Annotated in this window: 24 protein-coding genes; 10 read left to right on the top strand and 14 right to left on the bottom strand. The window is 38.3% G+C overall.

From position 1 onward, the window contains the following. Positions 1 to 7: 7 nt before the first annotated feature. Positions 8 to 202: a YtxH domain-containing protein gene (locus tag ACQY77_RS15920; RefSeq protein WP_421941174.1), complete on the top strand. Its 195-nt coding sequence runs from the start codon at positions 8 to 10 to the stop codon at positions 200 to 202. Positions 203 to 481: 279 nt separating this feature from the next. On the opposite strand, the gene ACQY77_RS15915 is transcribed toward ACQY77_RS15920, so the two are convergent. The 12 genes from ACQY77_RS15915 to ACQY77_RS15860 all read right to left on the bottom strand — a co-directional run bounded on the left by ACQY77_RS15915 (position 482) and on the right by ACQY77_RS15860 (position 11,766). Beyond that, positions 482 to 751, bottom strand: a complete 270-nt coding sequence (locus ACQY77_RS15915; protein WP_421941175.1) for a hypothetical protein — start codon at positions 749 to 751, stop codon at positions 482 to 484. A gap of 88 nt (positions 752 to 839) precedes the next feature. Continuing rightward, complete coding sequence (locus ACQY77_RS15910; RefSeq protein WP_421941176.1) at positions 840 to 1,037, bottom strand: hypothetical protein; 198 nt, start codon at positions 1,035 to 1,037, stop codon at positions 840 to 842. A 110-nt stretch (positions 1,038 to 1,147) separates the two neighbouring features. Beyond that, complete coding sequence (gene rpsJ / locus ACQY77_RS15905) at positions 1,148 to 1,453, bottom strand: 30S ribosomal protein S10 (RefSeq protein ID WP_008244591.1); 306 nt, start codon at positions 1,451 to 1,453, stop codon at positions 1,148 to 1,150. 61 nt (positions 1,454 to 1,514) lie between these two features. After that, complete coding sequence (gene fusA / locus ACQY77_RS15900; protein ID WP_421941177.1) at positions 1,515 to 3,629, bottom strand: elongation factor G; 2,115 nt, start codon at positions 3,627 to 3,629, stop codon at positions 1,515 to 1,517. A gap of 93 nt (positions 3,630 to 3,722) precedes the next feature. After that, a complete protein-coding gene (rpsG, locus tag ACQY77_RS15895; RefSeq protein WP_055910127.1) occupies positions 3,723 to 4,190 on the bottom strand; it encodes a 30S ribosomal protein S7 in 468 nt (155 codons plus the stop codon). Positions 4,191 to 4,208: 18 nt separating this feature from the next. After that, positions 4,209 to 4,622: a 30S ribosomal protein S12 gene (gene rpsL / locus ACQY77_RS15890; RefSeq protein ID WP_010599925.1), complete on the bottom strand. Its 414-nt coding sequence runs from the start codon at positions 4,620 to 4,622 to the stop codon at positions 4,209 to 4,211. Positions 4,623 to 4,805: 183 nt separating this feature from the next. Continuing rightward, positions 4,806 to 7,619, bottom strand: a complete 2,814-nt coding sequence (locus ACQY77_RS15885; protein WP_421941178.1) for an outer membrane beta-barrel protein — start codon at positions 7,617 to 7,619, stop codon at positions 4,806 to 4,808. 151 nt (positions 7,620 to 7,770) lie between these two features. After that, on the bottom strand, positions 7,771 to 7,992 hold the full coding sequence (locus ACQY77_RS15880) for a VF530 family DNA-binding protein (protein WP_421941179.1): 222 nt from the start codon (positions 7,990 to 7,992) through the stop codon (positions 7,771 to 7,773). A gap of 30 nt (positions 7,993 to 8,022) precedes the next feature. Next, positions 8,023 to 8,430 (bottom strand): RidA family protein, encoded by a 408-nt coding sequence (locus tag ACQY77_RS15875; protein ID WP_421941180.1) that lies wholly within the window; start codon positions 8,428 to 8,430, stop codon positions 8,023 to 8,025. Positions 8,431 to 8,535: 105 nt separating this feature from the next. After that, positions 8,536 to 10,518, bottom strand: a complete 1,983-nt coding sequence (locus ACQY77_RS15870; RefSeq protein ID WP_421941181.1) for a M1 family metallopeptidase — start codon at positions 10,516 to 10,518, stop codon at positions 8,536 to 8,538. Between the two features lie 89 nt (positions 10,519 to 10,607). Further along, complete coding sequence (locus tag ACQY77_RS15865) at positions 10,608 to 11,351, bottom strand: hypothetical protein (protein WP_421941182.1); 744 nt, start codon at positions 11,349 to 11,351, stop codon at positions 10,608 to 10,610. Between the two features lie 67 nt (positions 11,352 to 11,418). After that, entirely contained in the window at positions 11,419 to 11,766 is a 348-nt protein-coding gene (locus ACQY77_RS15860) for an arsenate reductase (RefSeq protein ID WP_421941183.1), read from the bottom strand. Between the two features lie 328 nt (positions 11,767 to 12,094). Here ACQY77_RS15860 and ACQY77_RS15855 point away from each other — a divergent pair, with 328 nt between their 5' ends. The 4 genes from ACQY77_RS15855 (at position 12,095) to ytxJ (ending at position 15,575) form a co-directional block, all read left to right on the top strand. After that, the gene (locus ACQY77_RS15855; protein WP_421941184.1) at positions 12,095 to 13,618 is read left to right on the top strand and encodes a sensor histidine kinase; all 1,524 of its coding nucleotides are present in this window, start codon (positions 12,095 to 12,097) and stop codon (positions 13,616 to 13,618) included. 60 nt (positions 13,619 to 13,678) lie between these two features. Continuing rightward, positions 13,679 to 14,365, top strand: a complete 687-nt coding sequence (locus ACQY77_RS15850) for a LytR/AlgR family response regulator transcription factor (RefSeq protein ID WP_421941185.1) — start codon at positions 13,679 to 13,681, stop codon at positions 14,363 to 14,365. Between the two features lie 66 nt (positions 14,366 to 14,431). Beyond that, positions 14,432 to 14,923 carry a 6,7-dimethyl-8-ribityllumazine synthase gene (ribH, locus tag ACQY77_RS15845; RefSeq protein ID WP_421941186.1) on the top strand — a complete coding sequence of 164 codons (492 nt, stop codon included), beginning with the start codon at positions 14,432 to 14,434 and terminating at the stop codon, positions 14,921 to 14,923. Positions 14,924 to 15,242: 319 nt separating this feature from the next. Continuing rightward, positions 15,243 to 15,575 carry a bacillithiol system redox-active protein YtxJ gene (gene ytxJ / locus ACQY77_RS15840; RefSeq protein WP_421941187.1) on the top strand — a complete coding sequence of 111 codons (333 nt, stop codon included), beginning with the start codon at positions 15,243 to 15,245 and terminating at the stop codon, positions 15,573 to 15,575. 134 nt (positions 15,576 to 15,709) lie between these two features. On the opposite strand, the gene ACQY77_RS15835 is transcribed toward ytxJ, so the two are convergent. Beyond that, on the bottom strand, positions 15,710 to 17,233 hold the full coding sequence (locus ACQY77_RS15835) for a malate:quinone oxidoreductase (protein WP_421941188.1): 1,524 nt from the start codon (positions 17,231 to 17,233) through the stop codon (positions 15,710 to 15,712). Positions 17,234 to 17,507: 274 nt separating this feature from the next. Between ACQY77_RS15835 and ACQY77_RS15830 the strand changes: the two genes are divergently transcribed. From ACQY77_RS15830 to ACQY77_RS15815, 4 genes are all read left to right on the top strand, one after another. After that, positions 17,508 to 17,942 carry a GNAT family N-acetyltransferase gene (locus ACQY77_RS15830; protein WP_421941189.1) on the top strand — a complete coding sequence of 145 codons (435 nt, stop codon included), beginning with the start codon at positions 17,508 to 17,510 and terminating at the stop codon, positions 17,940 to 17,942. Positions 17,943 to 18,017: 75 nt separating this feature from the next. Then, positions 18,018 to 18,911, top strand: a complete 894-nt coding sequence (gene lipA / locus ACQY77_RS15825; RefSeq protein ID WP_421941190.1) for a lipoyl synthase — start codon at positions 18,018 to 18,020, stop codon at positions 18,909 to 18,911. A gap of 291 nt (positions 18,912 to 19,202) precedes the next feature. Beyond that, a complete protein-coding gene (locus ACQY77_RS15820) occupies positions 19,203 to 19,754 on the top strand; it encodes an RNA polymerase sigma factor (protein WP_421941191.1) in 552 nt (183 codons plus the stop codon). Between the two features lie 2 nt (positions 19,755 to 19,756). Then, positions 19,757 to 20,620, top strand: a complete 864-nt coding sequence (locus tag ACQY77_RS15815; RefSeq protein ID WP_421941192.1) for an anti-sigma factor — start codon at positions 19,757 to 19,759, stop codon at positions 20,618 to 20,620. A 243-nt stretch (positions 20,621 to 20,863) separates the two neighbouring features. Here ACQY77_RS15815 and ACQY77_RS15810 read toward each other — a convergent pair whose 3' ends face one another. After that, positions 20,864 to 22,336: an NAD(P)H-hydrate dehydratase gene (locus ACQY77_RS15810; RefSeq protein WP_421941193.1), complete on the bottom strand. Its 1,473-nt coding sequence runs from the start codon at positions 22,334 to 22,336 to the stop codon at positions 20,864 to 20,866. Between the two features lie 193 nt (positions 22,337 to 22,529). On the opposite strand from ACQY77_RS15810, the gene yiaA reads away from it, so the two are divergent. Next, positions 22,530 to 22,937 (top strand): inner membrane protein YiaA, encoded by a 408-nt coding sequence (gene yiaA, locus ACQY77_RS15805; protein ID WP_421941194.1) that lies wholly within the window; start codon positions 22,530 to 22,532, stop codon positions 22,935 to 22,937. The last annotated feature ends 18 nt before the right edge of the window (positions 22,938 to 22,955 follow it).

Below are 22,955 nucleotides of genomic sequence, written 5' to 3'. Positions count from 1 at the left end.
TAAAACTATGGGCTTATTAAAATATGCATTGCTTGGAGCTGCTGCAGTTTATGGCTACCAATATGCAACGAAAAAAAGATCAACAGATGGTAAATCGTTAGTCGATGATTTTAAAGAAAAGTCTCCCGAGATAATGGATAAGATTAAAGAATTTGGACAGCAGGTGAAGAGAGATTTCAGACAGACCAGTGATCTATACTGACAGGTTCGTCTGAATTGATTGCAGATAGTCTTGATATTTATCAATAAGTAAATATCAAGACCAGTTGCCGTTTGATATAAAGATTATCAAATTTGCCAAACTATTAGAACTCGCAACGACGATTAAAACAAATCAATTAACTAATTACGAATTTGAGGGTATTTAAAAACCACTGCTTAAATTAACGCATTCTGTTGTTGAGTTTTATGATAACTCCATCTGCCGGAATATTCATAAAGTAACTAAAAAGGGATTACAACAATGTTAATCCCTTTTTAGTTATAAGTCTTTACCGCCAATGCCCTTTTGTTCATTTTTATTACGGGATGCAATATCAGCTTCCTTTATAAATTTCGTGTTTTTTAAGTGCTTTCTGATTTCGGCATTGTTGGTTTCCTGTGCTTTGGCCTGGTGCTGTTCGTCCGGCAAATCCTTTCTTTTGAAAGCAGAACTATTAACTGCGTGGCCATAAGTTGCATCATCACCATCCCATTCTATACCTTCATCCTCTTTCATTGCTTTATTCTCTTCCGATTTATTATTTTCCATGGCCTATTCTATTTATCATTTATTATTTATAACAACAGAATCATTAAAAAGGTTTATTAATTAACTAAAAATGAAATACATAACACAATTAATTTTTTCCTTTATTCTGTTTATCATGTTGTACATCGTCAACTTGGTTTTTTGTTGAGCCATTTTCTTCCCGTTCTTCAGGCGGATTGTCCATTCTTGAAAGTTCCAAAGCTGAAAACGGTGAATCCTCAACAATTTTCCCTTGCTGTTTAGCAGATGAGGGTGTTATCCCCTCTTTTTTTACCTCATCATTCATAGTACACGTTTTTATGAATAACAATAGATAAGCAACAAAGTTTAGCCACAGTATAAAAACAGGAAAGCCTCAACTTTCGTTAAGGCTTTCCTGTTTCTCTTTAAAATCTATCACACTTTGATTTCAACTTCAACACCGCTAGGTAATTCAAGTTTCATTAAAGCATCAACTGTTTTAGAGTTAGAGCTATAAATATCCAATAAACGTTTGTAAGCGCATAATTGGAATTGCTCTCTTGCTTTTTTGTTTACGTGTGGAGAACGTAATACAGTAAAGATTTTTTTCTCTGTAGGAAGTGGAATTGGACCACTTACAACTGCACCCGTAGGTTTAACAGTTTTTACGATTTTCTCAGCAGATTTATCTACTAAGTTGTAATCGTAAGATTTTAATTTAATTCTGATTCTTTGGCTCATTTTTTATTTTAATTATGATCACTGTTAGAGCTATTTATAACAGTGACCGGATTTATTTTACTTAATCTTCAGATTTAATTCTGCCTTTAGACTTAGCAATTACTTCGTCCTGAACATTTTTAGGCGCTGGCTCATAGTGATCAAATTCCATAGTAGAAGTTGCACGACCTGAAGTGATGGTACGTAACTGCGTTACATAACCGAACATTTCTGAAAGTGGAACCAATGCTTTGATAACCTGTGCACCATTACGAGTGTCCATACCTTGTAACTGACCACGACGACGGTTCATATCACCGATAACATCACCCATGTTTTCTTCAGGGGTTAAGATTTCGATTTTCATGATAGGCTCCATCAAAGCAGGTTTACATTTAGGTAAAGCTTCGCGATATGCCATACGAGCAGCAAGCTCGAATGATAAAGCATCTGAATCGACCGCGTGGAATGAACCATCGATCAAACGTACTTTCATATCAGGAAGCGGATAACCCGCTAATACACCATTAGACATTGCAGATGTGAATCCTTTTTCAACTGAAGGGATAAATTCACGAGGAATAGCACCACCTACAATTTCGTTTACGAACTGTAAACCACCTTTTTCAAAATCTGCATCAATTGGAGAGATAACAATTTTGATATCAGCAAATTTACCACGACCACCTGATTGTTTTTTGTAAACCTCACGGTGTTCAGCTGTTCCGAAAATAGCCTCTTTGTAGGCTACCTGAGGAGCACCTTGGTTAACCTCTACTTTAAATTCGCGTTTTAAACGGTCAATTAAAATATCTAAGTGAAGCTCACCCATACCAGAGATTACAGTTTGGCCAGTTTCCTGATCAGTTTGCACTCTGAAGGTAGGATCTTCTTCAGCTAATTTAGATAAGCCCATACCTAATTTATCTACGTCAGCCTGAGTTTTAGGCTCAATAGCTAAACCGATAACCGGCTCAGGGAATACCATAGATTCAAGAACGATAGGGTTTTTCTCATCACATAGTGTATCACCAGTTTTGATATCTTTAAATCCTACTACAGCAGCAATATCACCAGCAGCTACATTCGGAACTGGGTTTTGCTTGTTAGCGTGCATTTGGAAGATACGAGAAATACGCTCTTTACTTTCTGAACGGGTATTATATACATAAGAACCTGCCTCTAAGTTACCCGAGTAAACACGGATAAAACATAAACGACCTACGAATGGGTCAGTAGCAATTTTAAATGCTAAAGCTGCAAATGGCTCTTCAATGCTTGGTTTTAATAAAACTTCTTCGTTAGTATCAGGATTAGTACCTACAACACCTTCTGAATCAAGAGGTGAAGGCAATAACTCCATTACGTAATCCAACATGGTTTGAACACCTTTGTTTTTGAAAGATGAACCACAAACCATAGGTACGATTTTAGCATCTAAAACAGCTGCACGTAAAGCGTCTAAAACTTCACGCTCAGTGATGGTTTCAGGAGCTTCGAAGAATTTCTCCATTAGAGACTCATCATAATCAGCAACTGATTCTAATAATTTCTCTCTCCACTCAGCAACCTCATCCAGCATATCATCAGGGATAGGAACTTCAGTAAAGGTCATACCTTTATCGTGCTCATTCCAAACGATACCACGGTTGTTGATCAAATCAACTACACCTTTAAACTGGTCTTCAGAACCGATAGGTAATTGCAATGGAACTGCATTACTACCTAACATATCTTTAACTTGCTTAACAACTTTTAAGAAATCAGCTCCAGAACGGTCCATTTTGTTAACGAAACCAATACGGGCAACATTATAGTTGTTAGCTAAACGCCAGTTAGTTTCTGATTGAGGCTCAACACCATCAACCGCAGAGAACAAGAACACTAAACCATCTAATACACGTAACGAACGGTTTACCTCTACGGTAAAATCCACGTGTCCCGGTGTATCGATAATGTTCATGTGATAGTTCTGGCCTCTGTATTTCCAGTTAACTGTAGTTGCAGCAGAGGTAATGGTAATACCACGCTCTTGCTCTTGTGCCATCCAGTCCATTGTTGCAGCACCTTCGTGCACCTCACCAATTTTATGACTTACACCTGCATAATAAAGAATACGCTCAGTTGTTGTAGTTTTACCTGCATCAATGTGAGCTGCGATTCCAATATTTCTTGTAAATTTTAAATCTCTTGCCATTTTTTTTATTAATGAATGAATGACCGAATTTTTGAATGTTGAGTGCGTAGCACCATTCAATTATTCAGTCATTCATAATTCAATCATTTTATACTAGAATCTGAAGTGAGAGAACGCTTTGTTAGCCTCAGCCATTTTGTGCGTATCTTCTTTCTTCTTAACAGCAGCACCTTCACCTTTAGCAGCAGCTACGATTTCACCAGCTAATTTCTCTTTCATGGTTTTTTCACCACGTTTACGAGCATATAAAATTAACCATTTCATACCCAGAGCAGTTTTACGCTCAGGTCTAACCTCAGTTGGAACCTGGAAGTTAGCACCACCTACACGACGGCTTTTAACCTCTACAGCAGGCATGATGTTAGTTAAAGCACGTTTAAAGATTTCTAAACCGTTTTCACCAGCTTTTTTCTCAGCGATTTCAACAGCATCGTAAAAAATTGCATATGCGATAGATTTTTTTCCATCGTACATCATGTTATTTACAAAACGAGTAACCTGAACATCATTAAATTTTGGATCAGGAAGAATAATTCTCTTTTTTGGTTTTGACTTTCTCATTTCTAATTTCCTCCCTGATTATTTCTTTTTACCTTTTGCAGGTGCAGCAGCTGCTTGACCTGGTTTAGGACGTTTAGTACCATATTTAGAACGACGTTGGTTACGACCAGCAACACCTGATGTATCCAATGCACCACGAATGATGTGGTAACGTACACCCGGTAAATCCTTAACACGACCACCACGGATCAAAACGATCGAGTGTTCTTGCAAGTTATGACCTTCACCAGGGATGTATGCATTCACCTCTTTTCCGTTTGTTAAACGAACACGGGCTACTTTACGCATTGCTGAGTTTGGTTTTTTAGGGGTAGTGGTATATACACGTGTACATACTCCTCTTCGCTGTGGACAGCTGTCCAACGCTGGAGACTTACTCTTGAACTCCAGTGCTACTCTACCTTTTCTAACTAATTGTTGAATGGTTGGCATTGTTGCTTTTTATGTTTCTTTTTTTATTTTTTTTTCCCGTTAAAATGGTTGCTGCATAGCAAGCCCACGAAACGGACTGCAAAAGTAGAACAATTCTTTTTAAAAATCAAGGGGTTAACGTAAAAAGTTTTCTGACTGGAGTTATCCGTTAACCTTGAAAATTAATCAGTTGCAAACAATACATTAATTAACCGTATTTCTCGGATTACTGCGTTCATTCTTGGCCCCCACCTTAGTAAGCTTATAGTTGAGTGATAAATAAAAGTAGCGGGTAATGTTATTAAATCTAACATCTTCTATCCGGCTGCTGTTAATAATCCGGTCTATGCTTGTATTTTGTTTCAAAATATCGAAACCCTTTAAACTTAATGTTACTCTTCTTTGCATCAAATATTTGTTGATTCCGGCGTTAAGCAAAAAATAATTACTGTTAAACCCATCTGCTCTGCCTGCAGAACCGATATGGTCAAGATCAGCTTCTATCCGCAAGTCTTTAATAAACTCATAACTAACATTTACACTGTTAGAAAGGGTAAAGTAGCGATTATCAACTGCCGCCTCTAATGAGTTATTCACCTTGGTATAGGCTACATACGCATAAATACCAGCATTAAATTTATCGTCGATATCATAACTCCAGTTAATGTTTGGCCCTACTTCAAACCTGTTGGTAATATTTTTCTCATCGCTGATAAAGCTGGTACGGTGTTCTGTAAAGAAATTTAAACCATAATTCATCCTAAGGCCTTTCAGCTTTGCAGGCATGCCAAAAAATGTTCCGGCTCTCAAGAAATAGTTTCCATCTACATTAACTGGTTGCACATATTGAACTCCTTTCTCGTATCTGATGTTATTCCCGGTATCATCGAATGCCAAATTGTAGAGAAAATATCCATTCCAATAACGGTTATTGTCTGGACTGAAAGTATTAAAGTTCACCGAAATCCGGTGATTTTTCCTGGCTTCCAAATCCGGATTACCCAGTCTTTGATATAACGGATTCGTATTATTTTGAACAGGTTGTAAATCAGTAACCGAAGGGAGGTTAACGGTAGATCTGTAATTAATGGATAAAGTTTGATTGGCTTTGTTCTTAAAGTTAACCATTAACCTGGGTAGCAGATTGTAATAAGTTTTTTCAATTTGATTGATTTGCATCCCCCCTGTATTAAAAGTATTTGCATTTAAACCCGTTTCCTGAAGATTAACACCGAAATTATAAGTCCAATCTTTACCTGTAAAAATAAAACCTAAACCTGCAGCACTCAGGTAATTCTGGTTATCGAAAGTATTGGTAAAGCCAGGTACAATAACATCGTAACGTCCGGTGCTGGCATTATAATCAAAAGTTGCCTGAGCGGCATTAACCAGGCTTCTATTGTAAGTGTAACCAATATTAGCGCTCCATTTTGTATTCAATGGTCTGGCATAGTTCGTATTTATGGTATAAGTTTTAGACGCATTTTCCTGATTGGCCTCCTGATTAATGTTAGTGGCTGTTGGCGTACCGTTGGTATATTGGTTTAACAGAGACCTGTTTAACCAGTCTGAATTGAAAGTATTTTGAGTGGCATTAAGTCGTAATGAAACGGAGCCCTTTTTGTTGGCCATCCTCCTAAGCACACTTAGTTCACCAAATAAAGATGGCGTAACATTATGCTGGTTGTAATATTGATTTCCATCATTTGCTTTGCCTGCATCATCAAAAAAAGAATTAAAAACCCGGTTATTTATGGTGGTGGTACTGTTTAAAATGATATTTGGCCTTAAAACAATATCGGTAAGGGAATCCGGATGATATTCGGCCTTAAAATTAAAGCGATGGGCCTGGTTATCACTGTTTCTATCCGTATTATCCAAAGTTCGCAAAATATCACTGGCGCTCAAGTCCTGCACATTAGATAGCTTATTGCCTAAACCTGAAGAGAAGTAAGTAAAGTAACTTCCGCTCAAACTTAGTTTATTGTTTTTCCCCCAGGAATTACTATAATTTACACCGCCACTGTGGGTTGTGTAAAGGCCTATGGCACTATTGTCAAAAACACCGCTTCCCCCTATGGTTGTTTTACCATTGTTCACATTAATAGAAAAACTTCCTCCGGCAGGAGGGGCAAAAATATTACCGATGTTTCCGCTGCTGAAGCTATTAAGGTCATCATATCCGAAACTGGCATCATTGGTATTATTGCTCATACCTAAAACTGCGAATTGAAGATTCTTGTTAAAATGATTGGCACTTAAATAACTTCCGTATTTATCGGTAGTTCCACCCGATAAACTTGCATTTCCAAACCATCCCTTCTTCTTGTCTTCTTTAATGGTTAAGTTAAGTACTTTTTCACGTTGGCCATCATCAATGCCTGTGGCTTTTGCCTCTAAGGTTTTGCTATCGATTAACTGCACTTTAGCAATGGCATCTGCAGGAAGGTTTTTGGTCGCTGTTTTAGGATCTGTTCCGAAGAAGTCTTTTCCATCAACTGTTAAACGGGTTACTTTCTGCCCGCCAACTAAAATACTTCCATCCTTATCAACTGTTACGCCCGGCAGCTTTTTAATCAGATCCTCAACCGCAGCATTGGGTTTAGTTTTATAAGCATCGGCATTGAATTCAACCGTGTCTTTTTTCACCGTTGCCGTAGCGTATTTCCCTGTCACTGCAATATCCTTAAGCGAAATGGCATCTTCTTCAAGTTTTATAGTACCCAGAGATACCGGTTTGTTGGCTACACTAATATTTTTAAGGAGGGGTAAATAGCCAAGTACAGATATTTTTATACGGTACTCGCCGGGAACCACTTCTTTAAAGATAAATTCACCCGCCTTATTGGTCACCACCCCGAATCTTTTAGCCGAATCCGTTTTGCTGGACAATACCACGCCTGCATATTCAAGCGGTAAACCATTTTTCCGTTCGGTAACTTTTCCACTAATGGCAGGCAGTTGTGCGAAAGTCTTCGTAGATAAAATGCACAGGATAATTAATAAATACGTTTTCATAGCTAGTTAGATGTTTTTGTTGGTTTAACAGTTTTGATCTTTCAATCAATAGTTACTCCAATAAGACACCGCTATTTTGAAAATGTGACAGTGGGTGATCATTTTTTTTCAAAAAAAAGAAGAAACAGGCTGGAAAACTGAAAATTATAGATTACTTATGAAAAGTACTCAGGAATAAATCTTCTACTTTTTTACGGGCCCAGGCCGTTTTGCGTAGAAATTTCAAACTCGATTTAACACTGGGGTTATTAATAAAACACTCAAATCTAAGCATATACCCCAGCTCTGCCCAGCCATAATGTGCATGAAGATCGGTCACCATTTTTTCAAGGGTTATACCATGTAAGGGATTGTTTTTCTGCTGCTCGGCCATATGGCGAAGTTAGCAGATTTATTCTGGTTTTTAAGCAACCGCAGTTGCATCGATCTCAATCAACATACCAGGCAAAGCCAATCTTTGAACGGGAATGAGTGTATTTACAGGAAATTTAAGATCTGGCCAAATCTTTTTAGATGCTTCAATAAGTACTTCGTGCTTGGCCTCATCATAATCTACAACCAGCGTGGTCAATTTTGCGATCTGCTTCATCTCCATACCCTGGCTCTTTAAAGCGACACCTATATTCTCAAAAACGATTTGTACCTGGGTTTTAAAATCAGCACTTAATAGTCCATCAGTTTTACTCCCGCCCTGTCCGGCTACAAAAACCAATTTTGAATTTGGGCTAATGCTGGCTACATGCGAATAACCATGAGGTCTTGGATCATAAATCCCATCTGGATTTGTTATTTGTAAGGTTTCGGTTTCCATACTTACAAACATATAGCAAGCCAGCCAAAAAACCGTCGGGTTTTTGCCATAAAAAAAGCCATTTGAACACGAAAATTCAAATGGCTCTTTTAAAATCTTTAATGATTAATTTCCTGAGGCAGTCCAGGTATTATTATCTGCATTCGAATCAGGAAGAACTTTATTTGGGTCTAAAGTTACCGAAACCACTTCTTCTGTTGTTGGATAACGTACTACCCAGGTATTGCTTTTCATCCATGCATCAACCGGAACTTTTACGATTTCAGTTTTACCGCTTTTGGTTTTAACCTGAAGGATGATTGGCATTGGCATTTTCTCTAAGTTAAGTACCTGAATGGCATACCCTGTAGTGTTACCATTTGTTTTAATGGGTTGCACATTACCAATGGCCTGATCCATTTTCCAGCTGTTCAAGAACCAGCTTCTCCAGAACCAGGCAAGGTCCTCTCCTGCTGCATTTTCCATAGAACGGAAAAAGTCGAAAGGTGTTGGATGTTTAAATGCCCAGTTTTTGATGTACTGACGGAAAGCATAATCGAAACGGTCCTGACCCAGTACCTGATCTCTTAAAATATCCAGTCCCCATCCTGGTTTTGAATAAAGGTTAACACCAATATTAGGTTCCATCATTTCATCAGGCATTTGCATGATATTTTCATAACGTGGGTTACCAATTACCTGCTTACCTATTGCATGCATATCCGTAACACCCTGTTTGTATTCTCCGTTGTTAAAGTTCTCAGAAGAAATTCCGTTGATAAAAGTATTGAAGCCTTCATCCATCCAGCCATATTTACGTTCGTTAGAACCTACAATCATTGGGAACCAGGTGTGGCCAAATTCGTGATCAATTACCCCCCATGCGCTTCCATTTTTGGCTTTCCAACCACAGAAAACAATGCCGGGATATTCCATTCCACCAATGTTTGTGGCAACGTTAACCGCCATTGGATATGGGTATTCAAACCATTTGGTTGAATAATGTTCGATAGTAGTTTTAACATATTCTACCCCACGACCGTAACCATCTGCACCATTGCTTTCTACCGGATGAGCAGAAACAGCCAACCCTTTTTTGCCGCTTGGCAAATTAAATCTGGCAGCATCAAGCACAAACGACTTTGATGAAGCCCATGCTGCATCTCGCGCATTTAAGATTTTAAACTTCCAGGTTAATTTATCCTTTGCTGGCCTCGATTTTGGATCAGTTACTTCAGCTTCGCTACGGATATGAATGGTTTTATCGCTATTCTTAGCTTCATTCCACCTTTTCAATTGCTCGGCAGTAAAAACCTCTTGTGGGTTTAACAACTCTCCAGAACCCATCACAATATGGCTGGCAGGTGCAGTAATGGCGAAATTGATATCACCATACTCACAATAAAACTCGCCACCGCCCCAATACGGCAAAGTATTCCAGCCAATGACATCATCATAAACGCACATACGAGGGAACCACTGTGCAATAGCAAAAATTTCTCCATTCTTAGTTGTTAAATGGCCGGTTCTATCCGATCCTTCTTTAGGAACAACATAAGAATAATCCATTTTAATGGTAACTACATCACCACCAGCTGCCAAAGGCTGATCCAGTCGGATTTGCATACGTGTATCTTCAACCAAAGAACTGAATTTAACTGCGCCGGCTTTTTGGGCAACGCTGATATTACTAATGGTATACCCACCTTCAAAGTTTTCGCCCTGCGCACCATACCGACTGCGTGCAGGTGTAATGGCGTATCCGCGAGAAGTTTTCTTAAACGTATTTTGATCTAATTGCAACCATAAATAAGGTAACTTATCAGGACTATTATTTTTATACGTAAGCGTTACCGTTCCTGTAACTGTACTTTTAGCCTCATCTAAACTGGCTGTGATGTTATAATCCACTCTATTTTGCCAGTATTTCGGACCCGGAGAGCCTATTGCTGAGCGAAATTCATTACCGTTTTGCGTATAAAATAAAGGTCCAAAAGCTTCGGCAGCATTATAATTACTAACAGGGGCTGAGCTGCTTTGCTGAGCGCTTGCTGAAAAACCAAATGCACAGCAGGTTAAAGCCAGTGCAATTAATCTATTTACTTTCATGTTTAATAAGTTTGTTGTATTTGAACCGTAAATATAAAAAATAAGCACAAACTGATGGGTTTGTGCTTACAATGTTACTGTTTAAGATTTTATTGGTTCGCCTTAAGCTTGGGTAAATCTTGCAATTTCCGCTGCTGAGGGGTAAGTTTTTGCCAGGCTACAAATGCCCTTGAAATATAATAGGTATAACGATATGGGCGTTCTGCCTTTACCTGCTCTACCGAAGGACGATAGATAATCATGAAGTGTTTTAGATCTTCGCCCTCTAATTTGGTTAATTCAGTAATATTCTTTTCACTGAAATTATCATCAATTTCTTCTAAATATTGCTCTCTCTCTTCTAAATCTGCTTCTTTACGTTGCTGGCGTTTATATTTTCCATATCCAAGGTTAAGTCCTAAGCCCCCCACCTTGTCGGTCATACGCTTTCTACCCAGATTCCCGCCTGTACTTAGGAGCGTATATTTTTCTGCCAGTGGATCGGATGCGTTCGCAACCTCTTTGTTAATTTTTACGCCCTGAATATCAACATCCTTTAAGTTAGTGCTTTTTACAGGCAAATAAACGGATCGTGCGAGCAAATTACTCAGGTAAAGCGTATCGGTATGGTACCCCATTAAAGAAAATTCCAAAAGGTCTCCAACCTTTGCCGGGATGGTAAACTTACCTGTACTGCTGGTAGCTACTGTTTGTTTTGTGCTCAGGTTTCTAACTACTACACCAGGAAGCGTAAGGGTTTTCTTTGAATAATCGTAAACTATACCCGTAGATACCGTTTGCGCTATGGCGCCAATTGGAAGTGCAAAAAATAAAAAAACGATGAGCTTGTACATAATCAAAAGTAATTGGGTTTAACCTTTAAAATTTGCTTTTAACAAACTTTAACATAAAACACCTGAACTAGCCAAGTGTTTGCGCATAATTGTCAGCATCGAATCCTATTAAAATTGCCTGACCATCTTTTTCTATAATCGGACGTTTAATGGCACTGGTGTTATTGATTAGATATTGAATTGCAGCAGCCTGATCCTGGATAGCAGTTTGCTCTTCTTTGGAAAGTTTCTTCCAGGTTAAGCCCTTTCTGTTGAGCACCGTTTCCCAACCAAATTTTCCTGACCAATCGCTCAGCTTTTCAGCACTGATACCTTTCTTTTTAAAATCGTGAAACTCATATGCGATTTGATTTTCTTTTAACCAATCGAGTGCTTTTTTTACTGTATTGCAATTAGGTATTCCGTAAACTGTCATTTTAAATGAAGGATTGTAATGTCAAAAAATATTTAAGCCCAAAGGTAAATATTAAGAATGAGATGGAGAATAAGGGGCAAGGAACAAAGAATAAGGAACAATGAGTACAGTTGCAGCAGATTCTAAGTATCCTCCAGGTAATTTATGTAGCAAATTATGCTTATTAACTATCTATAAGCATCTAATTAGGGAGATACGAAAAACATCTGAATGAGTATATTAGTACGAAGGCAAACGAACATTAGCTCATAATGTTCATTCATCACATTTTCTGCTGCGTTCATCACATTTTAAATAAAGATTAACCCAGCCTTTGTAAAATTGTAGCATGATAGTTAACGAAATGAAAACAAGAAACATCAATCAGCTCGAATTCTGGATCTCTACTACCTTATACATCCTGTCCTTGATCAGCATTTGCTCTCAAACCACTTACGGATCGCCCAACGATTATCATTTTAGTGAAAGTGCGGTAGATTATAGCGTAATTAAAAACTTCTTTTTACCAGAACTTTTCAAAATCAGCATTCTATACATCAGTTTTCTGCTGATCAACTTCTGCTTTATGCCCCAACTGGCCAGAAGAAATAATGTGGCCTTAAACATTATCCTTACAGTTATTATTACCATTATTTCAATCGTTACCTGGATGGTGGCCAATACCTATTCCCAGGCCTATCGTTTGTTGGAATACAGCACTTTGGATCAGGCTTATGATAATTTCTTTGGTGAGGCTTTTACCTATATTTTCTTCCTTTACATGCTTTTTAATGCATATGCCTATTTTAACGAAAGCGGTATGGAGCTTCTCCACAAAGTCAATTTCCTTAAAAACCATCCGCAAAACATCATCCCCGAGATTTTTACTGTTACCAGAATCTGGTTAATTACATTTATGATTTTTGGTGCTGTACTTTCTGCCCGTTTTGACTGGGAAATTTTAGTATTCTGGTTAATTGCACCTCCTGTAAATATTTTGCTCGCATTCTATTCCATCTACTTTATTATACCAAATCTGCGCAAAAATTTTAAAGGCTTTGGACGGTATTTTTGGGGTAATGTGGGCATTGCCATTATCATTTCCCTCTTGCTCACCTTAGTTACGGTGCCTTTTATGAGAGGTGGAGAAGCCATTCCTATCACCTTAATTTTAACGGGTATAAGCATGATCTGCATTACCACACCACTTTCCTGGTATATTTATAAACATAAGTTTGAAAAGTTCAGTGAAATCCAAATGCTCAAAACAGAGCTTGGAAAATCTGACGCAAACCTTAATTTCTTAAAATCACAGATTAACCCGCACTTCCTCTTCAACGCCTTAAATACTTTGTTTGGCACTGCTTTGCAGGAAAATGCTGAGCGAACCGGTGAGGGGATCCAGAAACTTGGCGACATGATGCGCTTTATGCTTCATGAAAATACCCAGGACAAAATTTCTTTAACCAGAGAAGTAGAATACCTTAACAATTATATAGATCTGCAAAAACTCCGTACCTCCCGTTCAGCAGATATCCGGATAGATACGCACATACAAGAACAACTAAATAACCTGCAGATTACGCCCATGTTGTTAATTCCATTCATCGAAAATGCATTTAAACATGGAATTAGCTTACAACAGCCATCTTATATTAAGATCACCCTTCAAACTAAAGAAAATACGCTTTACTTTGATGTGAGTAATAGCATTTATATTAAATCGGACAACGACCCTGAAAAATTGAAGAGCGGTATTGGCCTTGAGAATGTTAAACAAAGATTATCACTACTTTATTATGGTAAGCATGAGCTGATTATCAGAGAAAGTGCAAATGAGTTTTTTGTGCATTTGACCTTACAACTGGATTAAAAACATAGATTTTTATTACTTTAGGGCATTGGCAGAATGTAAAGGATTCTCCAATGCCTAATGTCGAAAAAAATGATTGCCATTGCTGTAGATGATGAACCGATTGCGCTCGAGATAATAAAATCTCATGCATCCAAAGTGCCTTTTATAGAACTGGTAAATACTTTTAATAATGCTTTTGATGCCATTACTTTTTTACAGCAAAACAAAGTAGATCTCATTTTTTTGGATATCAAAATGCCAGACATCAGCGGGATCGACTTTTTAAAAAGCCTGAGCAACCCGCCCATGGTTATATTTACCACAGCATACACCGAACATGCGGTACAAAGTTTTGAACTCGACGCTGTTGATTATCTGCTGAAACCCTTCGCACTTTCGCGTTTTTTAAAAGCCTGCAACAAAGCACAGGAACTTTATACCCTCCGTAACCAGCAGCAGGAAGCCAAAAGCGAATACATTTTTGTAAAAGATGGTTACGAACAGATAAAGGTAGAGCTGGCAGACATTCTTTATGTGGAAGCCTCCGGAAATTATACACAGATTAAATTAAAAGACAAGCTACTAAGTTCAAGAATTACCATTAATGATCTGTCCGAACTATTGCCCAAAAACAACTTCATTCGTTGCCACAGGGCTTTCATTGTGGCGAAGAATAAAATATCCAAATTTGACCGAAATCAGATTTGGGTGGCTGATAAAATCATCCCGATCGGCGCAACATATGGAGGCATCCAGCTCACCTGATTAAATCTTACAACATTTAAACACTCAGCGCTTTCAACATTAAGTTCATACAGCTATCTTTGCCCCATGTCAACACAATTAAAGAATCTTTCTGATTTCTCACACACCACAGTTCCTAATGGAGCAAATTTTAAATTCGGAATTATTGTAGCCGAATGGAATGCAGATATTACAGGTGCCCTGTATAACGGTGCGCTAAAAACACTTTTAGATAATGGTGTGAAGGAAGAAAATATTATTTCATTACCTGTACCGGGAAGTTTTGAGTTAACCGGTGGTGCTGAAATTTTATTGAGCAAGAGAAATGACTTAGATGGTGTAATCTGTTTGGGCTGTGTAATTCAGGGAGATACGAAGCACTTTGATTTTATTTGTGATGCGGTGGCTCAAGGCCTAACCAATGTAGGCATCAAGTATAGCAAACCTGTTATTTTTGGTGTTTTAACTACAAATAACTTAGAGCAGGCACAAGATAGAGCCGGTGGTAAACATGGTAATAAAGGAGATGAAGCTGCAATTACTGCCATCAAAATGGCCGATTTTGCAGCAAATATTTAACCTTGTGTTTTAATAAAGTATTTGTAACTTAGGGGTTTAAAATTCATGTTTACAGGTGAAACTCATTTTTATACCGGGTAAGCCAAGCATCAAAACATAAATATCAGATGAAAAAAATAGCCATTTTACTATTGGCGGTGTTTTGCACCATTACCATTTTAGAGTCATGCTCTTCAAAACTTTGCCCTGCTTATGGATCATATCCAGAGGGAAAACGCAGAAGAAACTAACCAACTGATTTCCGATTTTCATTTTTAGGTCATTTGCAGAACATTATATTTCTGTGGATGTTTATCCTATATAACAATACTAAAGAATTATGACTTGGGTTAATTTAACTTCAATAGAGCAGCTTGATGAAATCAAGGCAGCAAGTGGTTTCAGTCTTATTTTTAAACACAGTACCCGATGCTCAATCAGCATGATGGCAAAAAGAAACTTTGAGTTTAACTGGGAAGTGATTCCGACTGATACTAAACTCTATTTTCTTGATTTAATTAGCTACAGGGATATTTCGAATCAAATAGCTGAGGTTTTTCAGGTAGCTCACCAGTCGCCACAAATTTTATTGATTAAAGATGGTGATTGTGTCCTTGAGGCCTCACACAGTGATATTTCAGCAGAAGAGGTTGCAGAAGTTATTGCAGCATAATCTGACAAAAGTTAACAAAAAGGGGATGCAAAATTTGCATCCCCTTTTTGTTTAATGAGTGAATGATTGAATATATCTGGCGATCGTACTACCATTCTCTCATCCTATCCTTCATTTATTCAATAATTTCTACTTTACGTTTCAACAGCTTTATCTATATCGATTTTAAGCACTCTTGAAGTTCTGTTTCTGGTTTCTTTGCAAAGCTGAGCATCACCGGCAAGCGCTTTACCATAAGTTGGAATAATTTCTTTAATCTTAGCTTGCCACTCAGGCGTTTCCAAATCTTCTTTGAAACAACGGGTAAGCAATTCAAGCATGATTGAAACGGCAGTAGATGCCCCGGGCGAAGCACCTAAAAGTGCAGCGATAGAGCCATCGGCAGCGCTTACTACCTCTGTACCAAATTCCAGGATTCCACCTTTTTTCTCGTCTTTTTTAATTACCTGAACCCTTTGGCCGGCATACTCCAATTCCCAATCTTTTAATTCGGCGGTTGGTAAGTATTCCTTCAAAGCTTCTAATCTGTCTTCAGGCGATTGTCTTACCTGCTCAATCAAATACTTGGTAAGATCAAGGTTATGTAAGCCCGCAGAAATCATCGGACGGATATTATTAAATTTAATTGATTTTGGTAAATCGAGGAAGGAACCGTTCTTTAAAAACTTAGTAGAAAACCCGGCATAAGGTCCAAACAATAAAGCTTGCTTACCGTTAATCATTCGGGTATCTAAATGTGGTACAGACATCGGAGGTGCTCCTACCGCAGCCTTACCATATACTTTAGCATGGTGTTTTTTAATAATCTCTTCGTTGGTACATTTCAGCCATTGTCCGCTTACCGGGAAACCACCAAAACCTTTTCCTTCAGGAATATCGGATTTCTCTAACAATGGCAACGAGCCACCACCAGCGCCGATGAAAACAAATTTCGCAACACGTTTGCGTTTATCTTTGCTTTCTAAATCTTTAACCTTAACAATCCAGTTGCCATCTTTATTTTTTTTCAGGTCACGGATTTCATGATTGAAGTGAAGACTTACATTGCTTTGTTCTTTCAGGTTATTGAACATATCGCGGGTAAGCGAGCCGAAGTTTACATCCGTTCCGATATCCATTTTAGTGGCTGCAACCTTATCCGTTTTCTTGCGTCCATCCATAATCAATGGTGCCCATTCTGCAACGGTTTGCAAATCTTCCGTGTATTGCATCTCTGCGAAAAGATCGCATTTCTTTAAAGCATCGTAACGTTTCTTAAGATAATCTATATTTTTTTTACCCCATACAAAACTCATGTGAGGAATTTTGCGGATAAAATTCTCCGGATCAGAGATTAATCCTTTTTCGACAAGATAAGACCAAAACTGCTTAGATACTTCGAAATGTTCTGCGATCTGAACTGCTTTCTTGGTTTCAATTGTACCATCCTTCTTCTCGGGGGTATAATTTAACTCACAAAAAGCCGAGTGACCCGTTCCTGCATTATTCCAGGCATCAGAACTCTCTGCTGCTGCAATGTCAAGGCGTTCGTAAATCTCAATACTTAAGTTAGGTTCTAGTTCTTTTAACAAAACTCCGAGGGTTGCACTCATGATGCCTGCCCCTATTAAAATTACATCTGCGTCAGTTTTACCAACTGTCTTTTTCTTTTTTGTCATCTTATATTAAAGGAGTTACAAATTTAGAATGATTTTAAAAAGGATGCTAATTTTCAGCGCAAAAACTTAAAAAAATTGCAAAAAATTAAAAATTCTTTTATGATTTTGACCAACGATTAGCAAACTTTGAACCAAACCTCTTAATTAGCCCTGAAAAATACCAAAAAGACATTAAAACAACATGAGAAAAAAGGTGGGAGTATTTAGAATAATACAGATTTTCGATTATTTTGGCTAACACTAAAATAATGTCCATCAAATTAAATCAGTTATAATGATCGAAATCAGAAAAATGGGACTGGGCGATGCTGCTGCAATTGCAAATCTCACCGAGCAATTGGGTTATCCGGCCAATGTAAATAAAACCCTGCAGCGAATTAAACTGATGGCGAACATGGCAGGTAATTGTATTTTTGTTGCCATGGCGAATGAACAAGTTGTGGGCTGGACACATGCTTTCTATACCGTACGAATAGAATCAGATCCTTTTGTTGAAATTGGCGCGTTAGTGGTAGATGCTGCACATAGAAATAAACAAATAGGCAAAAAGCTTATTCTTCAGGTAATTGAATGGGCCAGAGAAACTAATGTGCAAATGCTAAAAGTAAGGTGTAATGTTATCCGAACAGAAAGCCATGTATTTTATGAAAGAACTGGATTTAATCTCTCCAAATCCCAAAAAATATTCGAAATGAAAATACTTTCCTAACGCTTCAATAAAACATTACAACATCCAAACATTTTAGAGTTAAAACTTTTGAAGAGGATTGCTTAACTTTGTGGCATGATTGATTTACCTGTTGTACCTGCTGTAACCGAAGTGAAACGCAAACCAGATTGGTTACGTGTAAAATTACCTGTTGGTAAAGAGTATGCACAAGTGCGTAGCCTGGTTGATACACACAAGCTTCATACCATTTGCGAAAGTGGTAATTGTCCCAATATGGGGGAATGCTGGGGCGCAGGAACAGCCACATTCATGATCCTCGGAAACATCTGTACCAGAAGTTGTTCTTTTTGTGCGGTTGCAACAGGAAGGCCTTTAGCTGTTGATGTTGATGAGCCTAACCGGGTTGCCAACTCAGTTAAGTTAATGGGCGTTAAACACTGTGTAATCACTTCGGTAGATCGCGATGATTTGAAGGATGGTGGATCTATTATCTGGGCGGAAACTTTGCAAGCCATTCGCCGTGAAAGCCCTATCACTACTTTAGAAACCTTAATCCCCGATTTTAAAGGTCAGTGGGATAATTTATACCGTGTGTTAGAAGAAAGACCAGAAGTGGTTTCTCACAACATGGAAACCGTTAAGCGTTTAACGAGACAGGTACGCATCCAGGCTAAGTACGACAGAAGTTTAGAAGCCCTGAAAAGAATTTCTGAATTTGGTTTAAGAACTAAAACAGGCATTATGTTGGGCTTAGGCGAAACTGAAGAGGATATTTTCGAAGCCATGGATGATTTAGTTGCTAATGGTGTTCACATTTTAACTTTAGGTCAATACCTACAGCCAACCCGTAATCACCACCCTGTGGTAGATTGGATTCACCCTGATACATTTGCCATGTACAAAGAGGTAGGCTTGGCTAAAGGATTGAAGTATGTAGAAAGTGGACCTTTGGTACGCTCTTCTTATCATGCAGAAAAACACCTTTTCCCGATTGATGGAATCGCGTAACATTAGTTGCAGGTTATGAATTATGAGTTTCAGGAACGATAGCCTAACTGATCCGGCTGTATTTCTTCGATGAATTATAGGTTAAATAAAGTTGCAGTTTGCAGGTTATAATACGAAACCCAATTTCAAACCCTCACTCAGCTCATTTCATTTCATAGTGCCCTTTGCGGCTTAATTGCGTGTGCTTTGTAGTTAACTAACTCGTGATTAAAAAACGCACTCCCAACCGGAATGCCTTTCTAAAACATTTCTTTGCTTTTAGTGTTCAGTATTGTAACTTAGCTAACAATAGTGAGTGCATTAAAAAAATTAACCCTAACCGAGTCTGAACTTGTTTCGGCACTGCAATCTCAAGATCCTGCGGTGTTAAAAACATTGTACAGCATGTATTCTTCCGCATTATTTGGGGTAATTTCCCGTATTATTATCAATACCGAGTTGGCAGAGGATGTTTTACAGGAAACTTTTGTAAAAATCTGGCAATCTGCTAAACACTACGACAATACTAAAGGACGTTTATTTACGTGGATGATGAATATTGCCCGTAACCTTTCAATCGACAAACTTCGTTCTAAAGATTTTAAGAACTCACTCAAAAACCAAGATATTGAAAATAACGTAAGTTTCGTTGACGAACAAAACAAGGTAACTTTTAACCCGGATGTACTTGGTGTTAAACAACTTGTGGACAATCTGAAGCCAGACTTACAAAACGTTTTAGACTTGGTTTATTATAAAGGCTTCACACATGTGGAAGCTGCAGAAAAATTAGATTTGCCTTTGGGAACGGTGAAAACCCGAATCCGATTGGCTATTATAGAATTGAGGAGGAGTTTTAATTGAGCGTGGAAAATTTAAAAGCATATATCGAATCAGGAGTACTTGAGCTGTACGTTTTAGGTGATTTATCGCCTGAAGAAGCGTTATCAGTCGAGGAAATGGCAGCTAAACATCCAGAAATCAGGGATGAACTGGCAGCTATTGAGGAGGCTATGGAACAGTATGCTTACCAAAACGCTATCGAACCATCTGCAGACGTCGAATCTAAATTATTTGAAAAATTAGGATTAACAGATATCGAAACGGAAGCAAACCAAGCTACTCAGTCAACCCCTGTATACGTTGAAGAAACCCGGATTGTTCCTTTGGATAGCAGTAGCGGAAGCATTAAGGTTTTACGCTATGCTTTAGTTGCTTGTGTTGCTTTATTGATTGTGAGTACTGCTGCACTGTTTATCACTTATAATAAATTAAATGATGCTCATGATCAGATAGCCAGTTTAAACCTGGATAAACAAAAGTTTGCCGGCGTAGTTAGCAAAATGGAATTTGAAAATCAAGGGCTGGAAAATATTGCCGCCATGGCAGATAGTAAGGAATGGGCCACTATCAGACTAGAAGGACAAGCCTATAGCCCTTCTTCAAAAATGAAGGTTTACTGGAATAAAAAGGATAAAAGCGTGTTAATTAACTATGTAGCGATGGATCTTCCTAAAGCAGATCCTAAACACGAATACCAACTTTGGGCGCTGGTTGACGGTAAACCTGTTAGCTTAGGTGTTTTCGGAAGCAGCGATTCTACTGGTAGAGAAGCGCTTGTAAAAATGCAGGCTATTGAGAAAGCGCAGGCTTTTGCTGTTACCCTCGAACCTATGGGTGGAAGCGTAAATCCGACAATGGATAAACTTACCGTTATGGGTGGGGTTTAGTATAGTAATTAGTATTCAGGCTGTGTACATAGAATCAACCCCTAATCTATTAGTGTGCCACAAAAACCTTCTTAAATCCCTTTAACCATCATTGCGAGGCATAAAATAATCTTTTCTAATTGATTCATAAAGGATAAGGTTCAGCCCTCAGGACCTGATCCTTCAATTAAGGTTTTCAATAATTATCTTCTCTTTATTAGGAAACTCAATACTACAATGTAGAGATTAATTCTACCTGGAACTTCAATCTTTACCAGCAAATATTCGCATTTCAAAAGGAACTCTTTCTGCAAGTTGCGAGGCGGTTACAACAAATTGTTCAGCAGCCAAATGATCTCCTGCCCGGCCATGAATATAACAGCCCACTACTGCAGCGTCTGTTGCAGTATATCCTTGAGCCAGTAAGGCCAATAAAACACCTGTTAAAACATCGCCCATTCCGCCTTGTGCCATTGCTGGATTTCCTGTAGGGTTAATTAAAACCTTCCCTGTAGGCACGCAAACGAATGAAAACTGATTTTTAAGAACTACAACAATTTGTTTTTTCTTCGACCAGATCTTTGCTGTTTGAACCCTTTCCCACCAGGTATCGTGTTCACCAAATAAGCGATCAAACTCTTTTACATGTGGCGTAATAATTGATCCGGCGGGTAATTTTTCGAGTAAATCTGGGCGTTCACCCAAAATATTTATGGCATCGGCATCTATTACCAGTGGCCTGGCACTCAGAATTAAGCTTTCCAAAAGCTTTTCGTTTAAGGAAGTTATCCCCAAGCCAGGTCCAATAGCAATGGCTTTATATTTGGTTGGGTTTTCAATCCTGGTATATTCATCCCTTGTCAGGCTCATCACCTCTGGTACTGCGCTATTCAATGCGGTTAATCCACTGGCTGGTATACAGGCTGTTGTTAACCCTGCGCCGGTAAGTAAACAGGCTTTTGCAGAAAGTAGTGCTGCTCCCATCGCTTCAGCACTACCGGCTATAAGCAATGCATGCCCATATGTTCCCTTATGAGTAAAGGGCTTTCGGTGCTGAATTAACTTACTTATATCAGCATGTTCAGTAAGGTAAAAATCTGTTGGGAGATTATCTATGAAGGTTTCTTCCAACGCTATATCCACAACCTCATACAGGGCTGTTGCATTTGCAGATTCGGGAAAAAAGAAATTAATTTTTGGCCTTTGAAAACAGATGGTTTTAAATGCTTTTATTCCGTTGTAATCTTTTGGAAGCGCTCCCTCAGCAAAAAAGCCAGTAGGTACATCAACAGCATAGACTTTCTTTTGCAATTTGTTAATCAATTTAACTAACGCTTCATATTCAGCCGTTAACGGCTTATTAAGTCCCGACCCCAGAATTGCATCTATAATTAAGTCAGCCTTTACATTTTTCAGCTCAGTTGGGTGATTGATGATGACCTTTTTGCATTTTGATTCATCCAGGCGTTGCAAATTTATTGTAAAATCATCGCTCTGCTTGGTGCTAAAATTAACAATATACACCTTCACATTTTCGTATCCATTGTTGAGCAAAAGATGGGCTATGGCTAGTCCATCTCCCCCATTATTTCCTTTACCACAAAAAACAGCTACCCGCTTGCTTGCATTGAACTCAGTTTTGAGAAAGCATTTTACAAAAGCACGGGCCGCCTTCTCCATTAAATCTATCGAAGCGATGGGCTGCTGTGTAATCGTAAATTCATCAACTTGGCGCATTTGCGCTGAGGTTAGCAATGTTTGCATAAATCGAATATAAGGATCAACTTTAACGAATATAACAATCCACTTATTAAATAGTGATTGGGTCTGATTTGTTTTAGTTGATTTAGGTCATCACAATTCGTTTAAGCTTGATAACAATTGCTTTCACTTAGCGTTTTCTAATGAATTAAATTAAAACCTCTAAAACATGAACCAAAAACCATCCAATGCATTCATCGCAGCAGCGTGGCTTGCATTAGGCATCGGAATGATCGGCTTTATTGTAGGCCTGTGGCGTTCCGATATGCTCTTAAATGAAAAAGGATATTACTTTACCGTTTTGATGTTCGGTCTATTTGCCGTAATCTCTTTACAAAAAGCTGTTCGCGATAAACTGGAAGGCATCCCTGTAACGGAAATCTATTATGGTATTAGCTGGTTTTCAACACTCCTCACCATTACATTGTTGATTATCGGTTTGTGGAATGCCACACTTTTACCCAGTGAAAAAGGCTTTTACGCCTTTGCCTTTCTACTCTCTTTATTTGGGGCAATTACCGTCCAGAAAAATACGAGAGATACCCAGATTTTTAATAAGAACCAGGATTTGAATTAATTTTTTCTTTAGAAGGTG

The sequence above is a fragment of the Pedobacter sp. genome, assembly GCF_965279535.1.
Lineage (GTDB): Bacteria > Bacteroidota > Bacteroidia > Sphingobacteriales > Sphingobacteriaceae > Pedobacter.
The sequence above is the reverse complement of the archived record's forward strand: the minus strand, read 5'-3'. Positions and strand labels throughout refer to the sequence as shown.